The 16,336-nt window shown below is 63.8% G+C and carries 16 protein-coding genes and 1 tRNA gene; 9 read left to right on the top strand and 8 right to left on the bottom strand.

Going from position 1 to position 16,336, the window contains the following annotated elements:
- Positions 1 to 144: 144 nt before the first annotated feature.
- From EB815_RS07695 to EB815_RS07685, 3 genes are all read right to left on the bottom strand, one after another.
- Positions 145 to 219: transfer RNA gene (locus tag EB815_RS07695), tRNA-Glu, on the bottom strand.
- Positions 220 to 309: 90 nt separating this feature from the next.
- Positions 310 to 717, bottom strand: coding sequence for a VOC family protein (locus tag EB815_RS07690; protein ID WP_065005516.1), 408 nt, complete (start codon positions 715 to 717; stop codon positions 310 to 312).
- 28 nt (positions 718 to 745) lie between these two features.
- Positions 746 to 1,129, bottom strand: a complete 384-nt coding sequence (locus EB815_RS07685) for a fimbrial protein (protein WP_065005515.1) — start codon at positions 1,127 to 1,129, stop codon at positions 746 to 748.
- Positions 1,130 to 1,156: 27 nt separating this feature from the next.
- On the opposite strand from EB815_RS07685, the gene EB815_RS07680 reads away from it, so the two are divergent.
- The gene (locus EB815_RS07680; protein WP_065005514.1) at positions 1,157 to 2,212 is read left to right on the top strand and encodes an RluA family pseudouridine synthase; all 1,056 of its coding nucleotides are present in this window, start codon (positions 1,157 to 1,159) and stop codon (positions 2,210 to 2,212) included.
- A 212-nt stretch (positions 2,213 to 2,424) separates the two neighbouring features.
- The gene (gene rpoH / locus EB815_RS07675; RefSeq protein WP_065005513.1) at positions 2,425 to 3,336 is read left to right on the top strand and encodes an RNA polymerase sigma factor RpoH; all 912 of its coding nucleotides are present in this window, start codon (positions 2,425 to 2,427) and stop codon (positions 3,334 to 3,336) included.
- Positions 3,337 to 3,618: 282 nt separating this feature from the next.
- Here rpoH and EB815_RS07670 read toward each other — a convergent pair whose 3' ends face one another.
- From EB815_RS07670 to EB815_RS07655, 4 genes are all read right to left on the bottom strand, one after another.
- Complete coding sequence (locus EB815_RS07670; RefSeq protein ID WP_065005512.1) at positions 3,619 to 4,467, bottom strand: MBL fold metallo-hydrolase; 849 nt, start codon at positions 4,465 to 4,467, stop codon at positions 3,619 to 3,621.
- Positions 4,468 to 4,637: 170 nt separating this feature from the next.
- A complete protein-coding gene (locus EB815_RS07665) occupies positions 4,638 to 5,297 on the bottom strand; it encodes a peroxiredoxin (protein WP_065005511.1) in 660 nt (219 codons plus the stop codon).
- 220 nt (positions 5,298 to 5,517) lie between these two features.
- Positions 5,518 to 5,883 carry a cell division protein ZapA gene (locus tag EB815_RS07660; protein ID WP_056575728.1) on the bottom strand — a complete coding sequence of 122 codons (366 nt, stop codon included), beginning with the start codon at positions 5,881 to 5,883 and terminating at the stop codon, positions 5,518 to 5,520.
- A 10-nt stretch (positions 5,884 to 5,893) separates the two neighbouring features.
- Positions 5,894 to 6,166, bottom strand: coding sequence for a DUF4164 domain-containing protein (locus EB815_RS07655; RefSeq protein WP_056576508.1), 273 nt, complete (start codon positions 6,164 to 6,166; stop codon positions 5,894 to 5,896).
- Positions 6,167 to 6,427: 261 nt separating this feature from the next.
- Between EB815_RS07655 and tkt the strand changes: the two genes are divergently transcribed.
- The 7 genes from tkt (at position 6,428) to EB815_RS07620 (ending at position 16,131) form a co-directional block, all read left to right on the top strand.
- Positions 6,428 to 8,419: a transketolase gene (gene tkt / locus EB815_RS07650; RefSeq protein ID WP_065005510.1), complete on the top strand. Its 1,992-nt coding sequence runs from the start codon at positions 6,428 to 6,430 to the stop codon at positions 8,417 to 8,419.
- Positions 8,420 to 8,630: 211 nt separating this feature from the next.
- Positions 8,631 to 9,641 carry a type I glyceraldehyde-3-phosphate dehydrogenase gene (gene gap / locus EB815_RS07645; RefSeq protein WP_065005509.1) on the top strand — a complete coding sequence of 337 codons (1,011 nt, stop codon included), beginning with the start codon at positions 8,631 to 8,633 and terminating at the stop codon, positions 9,639 to 9,641.
- Between the two features lie 183 nt (positions 9,642 to 9,824).
- Positions 9,825 to 11,705, top strand: a complete 1,881-nt coding sequence (locus tag EB815_RS07640; protein ID WP_056575720.1) for a potassium/proton antiporter — start codon at positions 9,825 to 9,827, stop codon at positions 11,703 to 11,705.
- 157 nt (positions 11,706 to 11,862) lie between these two features.
- Complete coding sequence (locus EB815_RS07635; RefSeq protein WP_065005508.1) at positions 11,863 to 13,059, top strand: phosphoglycerate kinase; 1,197 nt, start codon at positions 11,863 to 11,865, stop codon at positions 13,057 to 13,059.
- Positions 13,060 to 13,340: 281 nt separating this feature from the next.
- Complete coding sequence (locus EB815_RS07630; protein ID WP_056576505.1) at positions 13,341 to 14,366, top strand: class I fructose-bisphosphate aldolase; 1,026 nt, start codon at positions 13,341 to 13,343, stop codon at positions 14,364 to 14,366.
- A 249-nt stretch (positions 14,367 to 14,615) separates the two neighbouring features.
- Positions 14,616 to 15,356 carry a DUF899 domain-containing protein gene (locus tag EB815_RS07625; RefSeq protein ID WP_056575714.1) on the top strand — a complete coding sequence of 247 codons (741 nt, stop codon included), beginning with the start codon at positions 14,616 to 14,618 and terminating at the stop codon, positions 15,354 to 15,356.
- Positions 15,357 to 15,417: 61 nt separating this feature from the next.
- A complete protein-coding gene (locus EB815_RS07620; RefSeq protein ID WP_056575711.1) occupies positions 15,418 to 16,131 on the top strand; it encodes an SGNH/GDSL hydrolase family protein in 714 nt (237 codons plus the stop codon).
- 32 nt (positions 16,132 to 16,163) lie between these two features.
- On the opposite strand, the gene EB815_RS07615 is transcribed toward EB815_RS07620, so the two are convergent.
- Positions 16,164 to 16,325, bottom strand: coding sequence for a hypothetical protein (locus EB815_RS07615; RefSeq protein WP_081295073.1), 162 nt, complete (start codon positions 16,323 to 16,325; stop codon positions 16,164 to 16,166).
- Positions 16,326 to 16,336: the final 11 nt, after the last annotated feature.

Genomic DNA, 16,336 nt, shown 5'->3' with positions numbered 1-16,336 from the left:
ACGGCTACTGCGGCCGATATTACCGCCCACCTACAGTGTACGGCGTGGCGCGGTATCAATTTTGCGGACAGAACTATGCCCTGATGTGGCGAGCCAACGAGGCAGTTCGTTTATGACTTCTACTGCAACGGCAATGGAAATCGTTGGTACGCCCAAGGGGAATCGAACCCCTGTTCCCGCCGTGAGAGGGCGGTGTCCTGACCGCTAGACGATGGGCGCGCTCAAGAACCGGCGATATAGGCTGACGGCCGGGAAAAAGCAACTGGGGTTCGGCGGCTTTACCGCATCGAGGGAAAACCGGCGGCAGACCTACCGTCTCGGCTCGATCAAGTCCCAGAGATTGCCGTGGAGATCGGCGAAAACAGCGACCGTGCCATAGGGTTCGAAACGCGGCGCTTCGCGGAATTCGATCCCCTTCTCCAGCATCGTCGCATGGTCACGTGCAAAGTCATCGGTTTCGAGGAACAGGAAGACCCGGCCGCCGGTCTGGTTGCCGATGCTTTGCCTTTGCGCCTCGTCGGACGCCTCGGCCAGCAGCAGCCTGGCGCCTTGCCCGTTGGCCGGCGCCACCGTCACCCAGCGCTTGCCGCCGCCGAGATCGACATCCTCGGTGAGCAGGAAACCCAGCCGCCCGACATACCAGGCGATCGCCTCGTCATAATCGGCGACGACCAGCGCCACGGTCGCGACACGGCGATGTTCGGCAAAATCCTTCATGCTTGGGCCTGCTCGTGGTTGCGGCCTGTCATCTGCTGCGAACAGCGAAACGGCCGATCAGGCGACGCTCGCCAATGTCATAGACGAAGATCGTGCGGCCGCCGTCGGCAAGTTCGGCATCGATCGAGATGCGATTGCCGGACAGCGACTGGCTCACCACCTTGGCGCCGACCGGCAGCACGATGTCGCCGCTCAACGGCTCGCCGGCGGGCACCTGGATATCGCCGACCGATGGCGGGTTCTCGGGAGATGCTTTGCGCGCTTTGTAGACAATCGCCGCGATCACCACCATAAGAGCCAGCAACAGCAGGCCGAGATTGATGGCCATGAAGCGGACGAGCTTGCCACGCATCTTTTCGACCTCGGGATCGAGCGGCTTTTCCTGATCTTCTTCGGCAGCGGGCCGGGCCATGGCAAAACATTCCGGAACGGTTTTTCGATGAGCGCTCATAACGAAGAGGCCCCCGAATTGATAGGGGACCAATTGACAGAGGCAGCACCCACCGCGCTGATAGCGGGCGAAGATGCGGCCGGCCAGCGGCTCGACCAATGGCTGGCGGCCAGCCTTGGCCCTGATATGTCGCGCAGCCGCGTGCAGATGCTGATCCGGCAAGGCGCGGTCAGGGTCGACGGCAAGCCGGTCGACGAGACCAAGCGCAAGATGACACCAGGCGAACGTGTATCGGTCGCGATGCCGGAGCCGGAGCCGGCCGCGCCACAGGGCGAGGACATCGCCCTCGACGTACTCTATGAAGACGACGCGCTGATCGTCATCAACAAGCCGGCGGGGCTGGTCGTGCATCCCGGCGCCGGCAACTGGACCGGCACGCTGGTCAACGCGCTGATCCATCATTGCGGCGACAGCCTTTCCGGCATTGGCGGGGTGCGCCGGCCAGGCATCGTCCATCGTCTCGACAAGGAGACCAGCGGCGTCATGGTGGTGGCCAAGACCGACCGCGCCCACAAGGCCCTGTCAGAGGCCTTCGCCGACCATGGCCGGACCGGCGATCTCGAACGCGCCTACCTGGCCCTGGTCTGGGGCATCCCGCAAAGGCCGACCGGAACAGTCGACGCACCGCTCGGCCGCGCCGCCGACCGGGTGCGCCGCGCCGTGGTGCCGGAAGGCCGCGACGACGCTCGCCATGCCGTCACCCATTTCGCCGTTCAGGAGCGTTTCGGCGAGAACCAACAGGCGTTCGCGACCGCCAGCCTGGTCGAATGCCGGCTGGAGACGGGCCGCACCCACCAGATCCGCGTCCATATGGCCCATATCGGCCACCCGGTGATCGGCGATCCTGACTATGGCCAGGCCTACCGCACCAAGGCCAATCGCCTGCCGGAACCCCTGAAAAGTCAGGTCAAGGCATTTTCCCGGCAAGCTTTGCACGCCTGGCTCCTTGCATTTCGCCATCCGGATACCCATCTACCGATGAGGTTCGAGGCGCCGATACCGAGGGACATGGAGGAACTCGTCGGCGGCTTTCGTAATCTCTGAACCTGCCATCAACGAGCTCGAAACCAGCCATCAAAAAACCTGACTGGCATTGTTCACTTCAACGTGACACACTGTTTCGTGTTGAACAAATGTCTGTCTTTTCTGGTTTTGTTCCTGTATAAGATCAGATGTCGCGAGCGAGCCTTTTGGTGTTCGCGTCACATGCCCGCCGCGTTTCGGGGGCATCACTCCAATAGAGAGGGGGCGCTATCATGGCCCAGTCACTACCCAGTATCGTTTCCGGCGAAGGCGGCCTCAGCCGCTACCTGGAAGAAATCCGCCGCTTTCCCATGCTTCAGCCGCAGGAAGAGTACATGCTCGCCAAGCGTTATGCCGAGCATGAAGACACTTCCGCTGCGCACAAGCTCGTCACCAGCCATTTGAGGCTCGTCGCCAAGATCGCCATGGGCTATCGCGGCTACGGCCTGCCGATCGGCGAAGTGATCTCGGAGGGCAATGTCGGCCTGATGCAGGCCGTCAAGAAATTCGAACCCGAACGTGGCTTCCGCCTCGCGACCTACGCCATGTGGTGGATCAAGGCCTCGATACAGGAATACATCCTGCGCTCGTGGAGCCTGGTCAAGATGGGCACGACCGCCAACCAGAAGCGCCTGTTCTTCAACCTGCGCAAGGTGAAGGGCAAGATCCAGGCGCTGGACGACGGCGACCTCAAGCCCGACCAGATCGCAGAGATCGCCACGCGGCTCAACGTTTCCGAAGCCGAAGTGGTGTCGATGAACCGCCGCCTGTCGGGCGACGCCTCGCTCAACGCCCCTATCCGTGCGACGGAAGGCGAATCCGGCGAATGGCAGGACTGGCTGGTCGACGACCACGAAAGCCAGGAAGAGATGCTGATCGAGCAGGACGAGCTGGAAAACCGGCGCGGCATGCTGTCGGGCGCTCTTGCCGTGCTCAACGACCGCGAGCGGCGCATCTTCGAGGCGCGTCGCCTCGCCGAGGAGCCTCTGACCCTGGAAGAGCTGTCGTCCGAGTTCGACATCAGCCGCGAGCGCGTGCGCCAGATCGAGGTGCGCGCCTTCGAGAAGGTGCAGGATGCGGTCAAGGCCGCCGCCAAGCGCCAGACCCAGGCCCTGCGCACCATCGAGGCCCAGCCGGCGGCTTAAAGACCGGGTTCGGCAATGAACAAAGGGCGGCGCCAGGAAACTGGCGCCGCCTTTTTTGTGATGCCAGCGATTTGGCGAAACCGGCCCCACAGCCCTTTCTCCCCGTCACTATACGGGGAGAATGTCCAGCAGGACAATGAGGGGCAGCGCCGAGATTGCGGGTTTGCCACCACACGAGCAGCGGCGTGATCATAATAAACGTTGGCGCCGCCCCTCATCCGGCTGCCGCCACCTTCTCCCCGTATAGTGACGGGGAGGAACTAACCGTGCGGCGCCGCGCCTTCAAAGCCCATCCAGCGGAAACTTCAGGTACCGCCGGCCATTGGCTTCCGGTTCCGGCAGCCGTCCGCCATTCATGTTGACCTGCAGCGCATGCAGGATCAGCCGCGGCATCGGCAATGTCCGGTCGCGGGCCTCGCGCAGGGCGACGAACTCGGCCTCGTTGCGCGCTGCAACGAGATGGATGTTGGTCGCCTTCTGCGCGGCCACCGTGCTTTCCCACAACGGCTCGCGGCCACCGGCCTGATAATCATGCCCGACAAAGACGCGCGTCTCGTCGGGCAGCGCCAGTATGCCCTGGATCGAGTGCCACAGCCGCGCGGCACTGCCGCCGGGAAAATCGGCCCGCGCCGTGCCGCTGTCGGGCATGAACAGCGTATCGTGGATGAAGGCGGCATCGCCGATCACATAGGTGATCGAGGCCAGCGTGTGCCCCGGCGAGAACAGCACCTTGACCGGCATGGTTCCGACCCGGAAGGTTTGGCCCTCTGCGAACAGCCTGTCCCACTGCGAGCCGTCGGCGGGAAAATCCGGCCAGTTGTAGATCGCCTTCCACAGGTTCTGGACGTCGACGATCCTGTTGCCGATCGCCATCGGTGCTCCGGTCTTCTGTTTCAGGTAGTGCGCTGCGGAGAAATGGTCGGCATGCGGGTGCGTGTCGAGGATCCATTCCAGCTCCAGCCCGCTTTCCCTGATGAAATCGAGCAAGGCATCCGCGCTCTTCGTACCCGTCGCGCCGGATTTCTCGTCGAAGTCGAGGACCGGATCGATGACGGCACACCGCTTCGTGGCAGGGTCGGTGACGACATACTGGATGGCCCCGGTCGGCTTGTCATAGAAGCCCCTGACCATTGGCCTGGCCAAAGTTACGTCCACTTCCGGCTCCCTCGACCCATCGCCGGCGGGAACAATTTTCTCCACCGGCACCCAACGGGAGCATGGTTGTCCACCGTCGCGGACCAGTCAAGCATGACGTGGCCCGCGAGGGCGGAAAAGCCAAAAACTGTTCCGGTGCGCCTGCTTCAGGCGGATGGCTGCTTGGTCTTCCTGAGATAGGGCAGGATGGTTTCGTAGGCGCCGAAGCGCTTGATCGCATCCTCGTTGGAGACGGCGGCGGTGATGATGACGTCCTCGCCCTGTTTCCAGTTGGCCGGCGTCGCCACCTGATGCTTGGCGGTGAGCTGCATGGAATCGACCGCGCGCAGAATCTCGTCGAAGTTGCGGCCCGTGGTCATCGGATAGGTCAGCACCAGCTTGATCTTCTTGTCCGGTCCGATGACATAGACCGAGCGCACCGTGGCGTTGTCGGCGGGCGTGCGGCCCTCCGAGGTTTCGCCGGCACCGGCGGGAAGCATGTCGTAAAGCTTGGCGACCTTGAGGTCCTTGTCGCCGATCAGCGGATAGTGCACCGAATGGCCGGTCGCCGTCTTGATGTCGGCCTGCCACTTTTCGTGGCTCGCGACCGGATCGACGGAGATGCCGATGATCTTGACGTTGCGCTTCTTGAACTCGCCTTCCAGCCCCGCCATCGTGCCAAGCTCGGTCGTGCAGACCGGTGTGAAGTTCTTCGGATGGCTAAACAGGATCGCCCAGCCGTCGCCGATCCAGTCATGGAACTTGATCTCTCCTTGCGTGGTCTCGGCGGTGAAGTCCGGCGCGATGTCGTTGATACGAAGGCTCATGGCACATTCCCCTGTAGCTGATCTGATCCCCGGTTCAGCGCGGCGGGCGGCAAACCGTGCCGCCACCAGGCGCCCGCCCTCCGGCACAGCCGCATCTTAGCGCAAAAATCGCGACTGCAAGATAATATGAAACTCTTGTCGGCGGCGGAATGAGCATTTTCATGCTGCCGACGGTGCCGGCGCAAGAGCCTTCCGGTTGCACGGGCGAGGCTTCGGCAACTCAGGCCTTGTTGATCGCCAGCGTCGCCGTCAGATCTTCCATGCGCTGCGCCAGCGCGCCGAGCGCGTTGGTCAGCACGCTGTCGCTCTTGTCGGCCTTGGTCAACGCCTCGTCGCGCGTCTTGCGCAAGGTCAGCACTTCGCTTTCCATACCCTTGACGCGTTTCTGCAGCTCCGACAGCTCGTCCATCACCATGATGCCCGCCATGACCGTCAGCCGCTGGTCGCCGATCTCGCCGAACGAGTCCTTCAGGTGCGAGACATAACGGTCGAAGCGCTCGGCAAGGTCGATCAGGTGCTCTTCCTGGCCCTCGTCGCAGGCCATGCGGTATTGCTTGCCGTCGATTGAAACCGTGACCTGTGCCATGGGCCAGCTCCTATCTGTCCAACACGGCGCGGATGGTTTCCATGGCGGTCACCAGCCGTCGCGAGACTTCCTTGTTGGCGTCTTCCAGCCGTTCGGCGCGCGCTTCGGAATTGTCGAGTTCCTGCGCCAGCCGCGAGCGGTCGGCATTCATCCGCTGCACTTCGGCCTCGGCTTCCGAATAGTCGCGCTCGTGCTCCAGCTTGGCCGCGACGGCGTTCTCCAGCCCTTCGATGGCCTTGCCCAGCCTGGCGATGACTTCCTTGAGCGTGCTTTCCCCGGTCATGGCTTCGTCCTGTGCCCTGCCCATCACCGAATCGTTCGCGTTCAGAACGCGTTATCTCGGAAACATTAGGCACCGGGTGAAGGCAACGTCAACAAAGCTCTCGCGACTGTCCCCCGCTAACGCTAATGTAGGCCCGCCGCCGGCATCACAAGACCGGCAAATGTGCACCCGATTTGTTGACTAAAAGCCCGCGCCTGCTATGTGTCGCGCACCCTTTTCAAGGGCTCTCCCAAGCCCCCAAACCCCCACCCTGGAGGAACCATGACGTCGCGTGAACAACATGACCGGATGGCCAATGCGATCCGTTTTCTCTCCATGGACGCCGTTGAGAAGGCGAATTCCGGCCATCCCGGCCTGCCCATGGGCTGCGCCGACATCGCCACGGTGCTGTTCACCCGTTTCCTGAAATACGATCCCAAGGCCCCGCACTGGGCCGACCGCGACCGCTTCATCCTGTCGGCCGGCCATGGTTCGATGCTGCTCTATTCGCTGCTCTACCTGACCGGCTACGAGGACATGACGATCGACCAGATCAAGCATTTCCGCCAGTTGGGCTCCAAGACCGCCGGCCATCCCGAATACGGCCATGCCACCGGCATCGAGACGACAACCGGCCCGCTCGGCCAGGGGCTGGCCAATTCGGTCGGCTTCGCGCTTGGCGAGCGCATCATGAACGCCGCCTTCGGCAACGACCTCGTCGACCACTACACCTATGTGCTGGCCGGCGACGGCTGCCTGATGGAAGGTGTTTCCCAGGAAGCCATCGCGCTTGCCGGGCATCTGAAGCTCAACAAGCTCATCGTCTTCTGGGACAACAACAACATCTCGATCGACGGTCCGGTTTCGCTCGCCGACAACACCGACCAGGTCGCCCGCTTCCAGGCCTCCGGCTGGAATGCGAGCCATATCGACGGCACCGATCCGGAAGCGATCGCCTACGCCATCGAGGCCGCCCGCCATTCCGACAAGCCGACGATGATCGCCTGCAAGACGACCATCGGCTTCGGCGCTCCGACCAAGGCCGGCACCAACAAGGCGCACGGCTCGCCGCTCGGCGCCGACGAGATCGCCGGCGCGCGCAAGTTCTTCAACTGGCAGTCGCCGCCCTTCGAGATCCCGGCCGAGATCCTGGAGGCATGGCGCGCGGCCGGCAAGGCCGGCGCCAAGCCGCGCACCGACTGGGAAGGCCGCCTCGCCAAGGCCGAGCCGAAGCTGAAGGCCGAGTTCGAGCGCCGCCTCGCCGGCAAGCTGCCATCCAACTTCGACGCCGTCATTGCCGAGTACAAGAAGAAGCTCTCGGCCGACAAGCCGAAGGTCGCCACCCGCAAATCGTCCGAGATGGCGCTGGAAGTCATCAACGGCGCCGTACCGGAAACCATCGGCGGTTCCGCCGACCTGACCGGCTCCAACAACACCAAGACCAGCCAGACCAAGAATATCACGCCGGACGACTATGGCCAGCGCTATGTCCACTACGGCATCCGCGAGCACGGCATGGCGGCCGCGATCAACGGCCTGACGCTGCATGGCGGCCTCATCGCCTATGGCGGCACGTTCATGTGCTTCTCCGACTATGCCCGCCCGTCGATGCGGCTTTCCTCGCTGATGGGCATCCGCTCGATCTTCGTCATGACCCATGATTCCATTGGTCTGGGCGAGGACGGCCCGACCCACCAGCCGGTCGAGCATCTGGCGGCCCTGCGCGCCATCCCCAACCACAATGTCTTCCGTCCGGCCGACGCGGTGGAAACCGCCGAATGCTGGCAGATCGCGCTCGAATCCGAAAAGACGCCGTCGACCCTGGCGCTGACTCGCCAGAACCTGCCGACGGTTCGCACCGAGCACTCGGCCAAGAACCTGAGCAGCCAGGGCGCCTATGAACTGGCCGCGGCCAGCGGCGAGGCGGCGGTGACCATCTTCGCCACCGGCTCCGAAGTCGAGATCGCTCTTGGCGCCCGTGACTTGCTTGAGAAGCACGGCCACCCGACCCGGGTCGTCTCGGTGCCTTGCTTCGAACTGTTCGACAAGCAGAGCGACGACTACCGCAAGAAGACGATCGGCAACGCGCCGATCAAGATGGCGATCGAGGCCGGCATCCGCCAGGGCTGGGATCATCTCATCGGTTCGGACGGCATCTTCGTCGGCATGACCGGCTTCGGCGCCTCGGGCACGATCGAGCAGCTCTACCCGCATTTCGGCATCACCGCCGAGGCGGCGGCCAAGGCGGCGGAGGCCCGCCTGCACGCCAAGTAAGGCCTGTGCATATGCCCAAACCGTATTGCGGTCTTGGGGCAAAGACATGCACGAAACAGAAATGACCCGGCGAAACCGCGCAAAGCGATTTCGCCGGGCTGGCCTAACCTAATCGATTTAAATCCGCGTCGTTGCGGCTGGATTCTTTCCGCTTGCGCCGCTATGAAGCTGCGGACCCATCGTCTGCCCTCCAGCTCCCAGGGAGAGAAAAATGACCGTCAGAGTTGCCATCAACGGATTCGGCCGCATCGGCCGCAATATACTGCGCGCCATCCACGAATCCGGCCGCAAGGACATCGACGTCGTTGCCGTCAACGACCTCGGCCCGGTCGAGACCAACGCGCACCTGCTGCGCTACGACAGCGTGCACGGCCGCTTCCCGCATGAAGTGTCGGTGTCCGGCGACCAGATCACGGTCGGCAAGGAAAAGTTCAAGGTCACCGCCATCAAGGACCCGACGCAGCTGCCGTGGAAGGAACTCGGCGTCGACATCGCGCTCGAATGCACCGGCATCTTCACCGCCCGCGACAAGGCCGCCGCGCACCTGACCGCCGGCGCCAAGCGCGTTCTGGTCTCGGCCCCTGCCGAAGGCGCCGACCTCACCGTCGTCTATGGTATCAACCACGACAAGCTGACCAAGGACCACATCGTCATCTCGAATGCCTCCTGCACCACCAACTGCCTCGCGCCGCTGGCCGCCGTGCTGCACGAGACGGTCGGCATCGAAAAGGGCATGATGACGACGATTCACTCCTACACGGGCGACCAGCCGACGCTGGACACCATGCACAAGGATCTCTACCGCGCCCGCGCCGCGGCCCTGTCGCAGATCCCGACCTCGACCGGCGCCGCCAAGGCGATCGGCCTCGTGCTGCCCGATCTCAAGGGCAAGCTCGACGGCATCTCGATCCGCGTGCCGACCCCGAACGTCTCGGTCGTCGACTTCAAGTTCATCGCCAAGCGCCCGACCACGGTCCAGGAAATCAACGACGCGGTCATCGCCGCTTCCAACGGCAAGTTGAAGGGCATTCTCGGCGTCACTCATCACCCGAACGTGTCGATCGACTTCAACCACGATCCGCGATCCTCGATCATGGCGCTCGACCAGACCAAGGTGATGGACGGCAACTTCGTTTCGGTGCTGTCGTGGTACGACAATGAATGGGGCTTCTCCAACCGCATGGGCGACACCGCCGTCGCCTTCGGCAAGACCATCGCCTGATCGCGGCCCCATCTTCCAGAGACTTGAAACGCCCGGCTTTGTCCGGGCGTTTTCATTTGCCGGAGCAGCGACGAAAATCGACGGCTTCGGCCAAAAAACCACCCTCCCGCCTTGCACTGGCCATGCCTTCGCCCCACTCTCCATTGAATCGGAAAGACAGGGAATTCGAGGGGCAAATCACGGATGGAGCATGCGATCTATCTCGTCACGCTGGTCGGCACGGCGTTGGTTGTCGCCGCCGCGTTTTCGAGCCTGATCGCCTTCCGCTTCGGCGCCCCCCTCCTGCTGCTCTTTCTGTGCATCGGACTCGCCTCCGGAACCGACGGCCTCGGCATCCAATTCGACAATGCCCGTATCGCCTATTTTGCCGGCTCACTGGCGCTCGCCGTCATCTTGTTCGATTCCGGCTTCGGCACGCCGCTCAACGCCTTGCGGCAGGCGGCGGGCCCGGCGCTCTCGCTGGCAACCTTCGGCGTGCTTCTCACCACCGGCCTGTTCGGCGCCGCCGCCTACTACCTGCTCGATTTGAGCTGGCTGGAATCCTTCCTGCTCGGCGCCGCCGTCGCTTCGACCGACGCCGCGGCGGTGTTCTTCCTGCTGCGCGCGGGCGAGATCAATCTGCGCGAACGCGTGCGCTCCACGCTTGAGGTGGAATCCGGCAGCAACGACCCGATCGCCATCTTCCTGACCATCACCCTGGTCGAGGTCATCGCGGCCCATGCCAACCCTGAAGCCAACGTCCTGGTCACCAGCCTGATCCTCGGCTTTCTCGTCAATATGGGCCTCGGCGCCATCGTCGGCGTGTTGGGTGGCCTTGCCATCGTGCGTCTCGTCGACCGGCTCAACCTCGACCATGGCCTGCTGCCGATCTTCGTGTTGACACTGTCGCTGATGGTCTTCGCCGCCGCCGGCGCCATCGGCGGTTCGGGCTTTCTGGCGGTCTATATCGCCGGCCTCATTGCCGGCAATTCCGACATCCGCGCCGTCACCATCCTCAAGCGCTTCCAGGACGGCATGTCCTGGCTGGCGCAGATCATCATGTTCCTGATCCTCGGCCTGTTCGCGACCCCCTCGCAGTTTCCGGCGATCATGGTGCCGGCGGTGCTGCTCGGCCTGTTCCTGATGTTTGTCGCAAGACCGGTCGCGGTCTGGCTCTGCCTGATTCCGTTCCGCCTGCCGCGACCCGAAGTCGCCTTCGTCTCCTGGGTCGGCCTGCGCGGCGCCGTGTCGATCCTGCTTGCCATCACGCCGCTGCTCGGCGGGCTGGAGAACGGCCGCATCATCTTCAACACCGCCTTCATCATCGTGCTGGTGTCCCTGGTCGTTCAGGGCTGGACCGTCGGTCCCCTGGCCCGCCGCCTAGGCCTCATCGTGCCGGCGCGGTTGGGGCCGCTGGACAAGGTTGAACTTGAACTGCCGGGCTCCGCCCATCACGAGCTACTCGCCTATCGCGTCGCACCCGGCAGCCCGGTGGCGCGCGGCGAGCGTATTCCGCGTTGGGCACGGCCCTCGCTAGTGTTGCGCGACGGCCGCTCGATGCGCTTCCAGGACATGGGCCGGCTCGCCGCCGGCGACCAGGTCTACATCTTCGTGCCGGACCGCTATCCGCGCCTGCTCGACAAGCTGTTCGCCAGCCGTGCCGTGGTCGACCCCGAGGATGCCGATTTCTTCGGTGCCTTCGCCGTCGACCCGGCGCGCTCCGCCGCCGAGCTGGAGGCCGCCTATGCGCCGGGCCTGACCGAGGCGGAGCAGAAGCAGACCGTCGGCGCGCTGGTCACGGCGCGGCTCGGCGGCCATGCCGAATATGCCGACCGCGTGCTCATCGGCTCGATCGAGCTGATCGTCAGGGACGTCGACGACAAGGGCAGGATCACGGGCCTCGGTCTTTCCTTCGAGCCGACCGCACCGGTGGCGCGGGTCCCGGTGTTCCTCAGTGCCGGCGAGATGGGCGACCGGCTGAGCGCCTTTATCCGCAACTGGCGCAAACCGATCGAGACGCAGGCGCTGGCAGAGCCTGAGGACGCCCCTGAGCCGTCGGTAGAAAAGGCAACGACCGGAAGCTGACAACAGCGATCGTTTGCCCTGTGCCATCGGCATGGGACGATCTTCACGGACTGTATCCCCGTCCGCCTCAAAATTTCGCACCGCGCCGCGGCCAAAGCCTTGCATCGTCACCGATGCGGGGTATGGTCCCGGCGATTTTCCGAGGAAAGGGACCAGCATGGCTGCCTTCAAGACACTGGACGATATCGGCAACATCAGCGGCAAGCGCGTGCTGGTGCGCGTCGACCTCAACGTTCCCGTCGCCGACGGCAAGGTCACCGATGCCACCCGCATCGAACGCGTCGCGCCGACCATCGCCGAATTGTCCGGCAAGGGCGCCAAGGTCATCCTGCTCGCGCATTTCGGCCGGCCTAAGGACGGTCCCTCGCCCGAATTCTCGCTGGAGCCGATCGCCAGGGCGACGTCAGAGGTGCTCGGCCGCCCCGTCGGCTTTGCCTCGGATTGCGTCGGCGACACGGCGGGCAGTGCGGTCGCGGCCATGAACAAGGGCGACGTGCTGCTGTTCGAAAACACCCGCTTCTACAAGGCCGAGGAAAAGAACGACCCGGCCTTCACCGAAAGGCTCGCCGCCAATGGTGACATCTTCGTCAACGATGCCTTTTCGGCGGCCCACCGCGCCCACTCCTCGACCGAGGGGCTGGCCCGTCTGTTGCCGGCCTTTGCCGGCCGCACCATGCAGGCCGAACTGGAAGCACTGGAGAAAGGCCTGGGCAAACCAGTGCGCCCGGTCGTCGCCATCGTCGGCGGCGCCAAGGTCTCGACCAAGATCGACCTGTTGATGAACCTGGTGAAGAAGGTCAACGCGTTGGTGATCGGCGGCGGCATGGCCAACACCTTCCTCGCCGCGCGTGGCACCGATGTCGGCAAGTCGCTGTGCGAGCATGACCTCGCCCCCACCGCCAAGCAGATCATGATCGAGGCGGCGGAGGCCGGCTGCGCCATCATCCTGCCCGTCGACGGCGTCGTCGCCAGGGAGTTCAAGGCGGGCGCGGCCTGCGAGACGGTCGCCATCTCCGACGTCCCGGCCGACGGCATGATCCTCGATGTCGGCGCCAAGACCGTGACCACCATCGGAGAATGGATCGACCGCGCCGCGACGCTGGTCTGGAACGGCCCGCTCGGCGCTTTCGAGATCGAGCCGTTCGATCACGCCACGGTTGCCGCGGCAAAACACGCTGCCGCGCGCACCAAGGCCGGCAAGCTGGTCTCCGTTGCCGGTGGTGGCGACACGGTGGCAGCGCTCAACCACGCCGGTGTCGCCGACGACTTCACCTATGTCTCGACCGCCGGCGGCGCTTTCCTGGAATGGATGGAAGGCAAGCCCCTGCCCGGTGTCGACGTATTGAAGCGGTAAGCAATCCAGGGAAAGCGTACAACGGTTCCCTGCGCGGTTGCGTCAAGGCAGCGAGATTGAGTGGTTCGGCGTTTCCGCGAAACGATGAACCGCGCAAAGGCATTTCAGCCAGGGCAGAAATGCCTAGCGTGGCGGAAGTGCGGTCAAGACAAGCGACCTGATCAACTCACCGGGAGCAAATGAGAGCGCCCGAGACTTTCAATCGATTCGAGCTTTCCGGCGTCATTCCTTTGGCGGTAGTGTTCTGTTAGGCGCAGATCAACCGGTTCAGGAGAAGCATGATGAGCGAACGTCTCGAAGACATTGCCGCCGCGATCGTGGCCAACGGCAAGGGCCTGCTGGCCGCCGATGAAAGTTCCGGCACGATCAAGAAGCGCTTCGACGTCATCGGCGTCGAATCGACCGCCGACAGCCGCCGCGACTATCGCGAGATGATGTTCCGCGCCAAGGACGCGATGACCAAGTACATTTCCGGCGTCATCCTCTATGACGAGACCATCCGCCAGAAGGCCGCCGACGGCACGCCGCTGGTCGACATCATCAAGGCGTCAGGCGCCATCCCCGGCATCAAGGTCGATGCCGGCGCCAAGCCTCTGGCCGGCTTTCCCGGCGACACCATCACCGAAGGCCTCGACGGCCTGCGCGAGCGGCTGGCCGACTATTACAAGCTCGGTGCCCGCTTCGCCAAATGGCGCGCGGTGATCGACATCGACATCGCCAAGGGCGTGCCGTCGGCGACCTCTATCGGCTCCAACACCCATGCCCTGGCCCGCTACGCCGCCCTTTGCCAGGAAGCCGGCATCGTGCCGATCGTCGAGCCGGAAGTGCTGATGGACGGCGCCCATTCGATCGAAACGTGCTACGAGATCAGCAAGATGACTTTGCTTAAGCTCTACAGCGAGCTCTACGCGGCGCGCGTCGTGCTCGAAGGCACGATCCTGAAGCCCAACATGGTGCTGTCGGGCAAGAAGTCGGGCACGGTGGACAGCCCCGAAAAGGTCGCCGAGATGACCATAAAACTGTTCCGCGAGACGGTGCCGGCGGCGGTCCCGGGCATCGCCTTCCTTTCCGGCGGCCAGGAGGACGAGGAAGCGACCGCCAACCTCAACGCCATCAACGCCATCGGCCCGCATCCGTGGAAGCTGACCTTCTCCTACGGCCGCGCGCTGCAGGCCGCCCCGCAGAAGGCCTGGAGCGGCAAGGCATCGAATGTCGCGGCCGGTCAGGCCGCCTTCACCCATCGCGCTCACATGAACTATCTGGCCGCGCTCGGAAAATGGAAGGCGAGCCTCGAACAGGCCGCCTGAACACAGCGCTTCCGTCTCCCTTCAAACCCGGGCCAATGCGCCCGGGTTTTTGTTTGCGGCAGGCGCGGGCTTGGGATGGAACCTGTCCGTCCTTATCTCCCTCTCGGCACCGGAGCATGATCCAAAAGGCGGGAGCCGGTCTTCTCGGACAAACGGGAGCCGGCTTGTCCAGGGATCATGCTCGACCAACGAGCGATGTCGGTTTGCGCTCATCCCGAACGTCCTTGGGGTGCAGACAGGGAGAGATTCATGCATCGCAACAAGATCGTTTCACGCGAAGACTGGTTCCAGGCGCACAAGGCACATCTGGCCCGCGAGAAGGAACTGACCCGGCTTCGCGAGCGCATCGCGGCCGAGCGGCGTGGATTGCCCTGGCTGAGGATCAGGAAGGACTATGTCTTCGAGACTGAACAGGGGCCGAAGAAACTGACCGACCTGTTTGGTGCCAACAGCCAGCTGATCGTCTACCACTTCATGTTCGGGCCGGGCTGCACGCATCATTGCGAGGGCTGCTCCTTCCTTGCCGATCATATAGACGGCGCCAATCAGCATTTGAGGCATCACGACGTAACCCTGGTGGTGATCTCGCGGGCGCCGCTGGCCGAGCTTGCGCCCTACAAGCGGCGCATGGGCTGGAAATTCGACTGGGTGTCGTCCTATGCCTCGGACTTCAACTTCGACATGCAGGTTTCCTTCACCGACAAGCAGATAGCCGCCGGCGACACCACCTACAATTTCGAGACCCGTCCACGGACATCGAGGGAGCTTCCCGGCACCAGTGTTTTCTACAAGGACGAGAGCGGCGAGATCTTCCTCACCTTCCTGTCGCGTGCGCGCGGCGGCGAGGCGCAGATCGGCGCCTATGACTATCTCGATATGACGCCGAAAGGCCGCAATGAAAATGGCCCCTATCATGGCCTGATGGACTGGGTGCGCCTGCACGACGAATATCAGGACAAGCAGGCGGCTCCGACGAACTGCTGCGACTGAAGGCGTTCACCTCCGCCGAAACATGCGCTAAGCCTGCCGCAAATCATTCCACGGTATCGCCATGCGTTTTCCCGCCCTTCTCACCTGGCTCGCCTTCCCCGTCTATGTCTGGCAGGGATTGGGTGTGCGCCGCCGCACCTCGCGGATGCTGCCGGCACAGGGACCGGTCATGCACGAGATATCAGGCAAGGCACCGGTGGTCTCGCTGCTGGTGCTGGGCGATTCCTCCGCCGCCTCGGTCGGCATAGGCAATTCCGAGGACGGGCTTGCCGCGCAGCTCGCCGTTCTGGTCTCGCAACGTACCGGCCACGCCGTGCGCTGGCGCGCCGCCGGCTTCAATTCAGCGACGTCAGGCCAGATCCGCGACCACGTCCTGCCCAATCTGTCCCCCGATCAGTGGACGCATATCGTGCTCGCCATCGGCACCAACGACACCAAGAATTTTCATTCCGTGCCGCGCTTCAAGAAGGAGTTCGGCGGCCTGCTCTACGCGCTGCGCGCCAAATGGCCGGAGGCGCGCGTGGTGTGGTCGCCGGTTCTGGAGTTCACGCGGGCGCCGGCCATGCCGACGCTGCTGGGGAAAATCCTCGAAATCCGCGCCACCGCGATGAACCGGATGGGCGAGCGGCTGTGCCTGGAGCGCGGCGCATTGCCCGCGCCCCGCCTGCCGATCACCAATCCCGAGGCCGGTTTTGCCTCGGACGGCTTCCATGCCTCGGAGGCGGGTTACCGGGCCTGGGCGGAACATCTCGTCGGCATGGTCCTCACCAGCTGACAGCCAAGAAACCGATCTTGTCTTGGGAAGGCCTATGTCAAATGCCCGAGCACGGCCGCCAGCGAGATCGCTGCCATGGCGAGAAGCGCCAGCTTCCAGAAATCGGCGCGCCGCCTGAGCCCGGGCCAGCCGATTGGCTTGATCAGCTGGATGACCATGAAGCCGACGATGACAAGGGCGAGAAGTTTCGTCATGCCGCCTTTGA

The organism is Mesorhizobium loti (assembly GCF_013170705.1).
Classification (GTDB): Bacteria; Pseudomonadota; Alphaproteobacteria; order Rhizobiales; family Rhizobiaceae; genus Mesorhizobium; species Mesorhizobium loti_D.
Note: the sequence above shows the minus strand (reverse complement) of the source record. Positions and strands in the feature narration are given on the sequence as shown.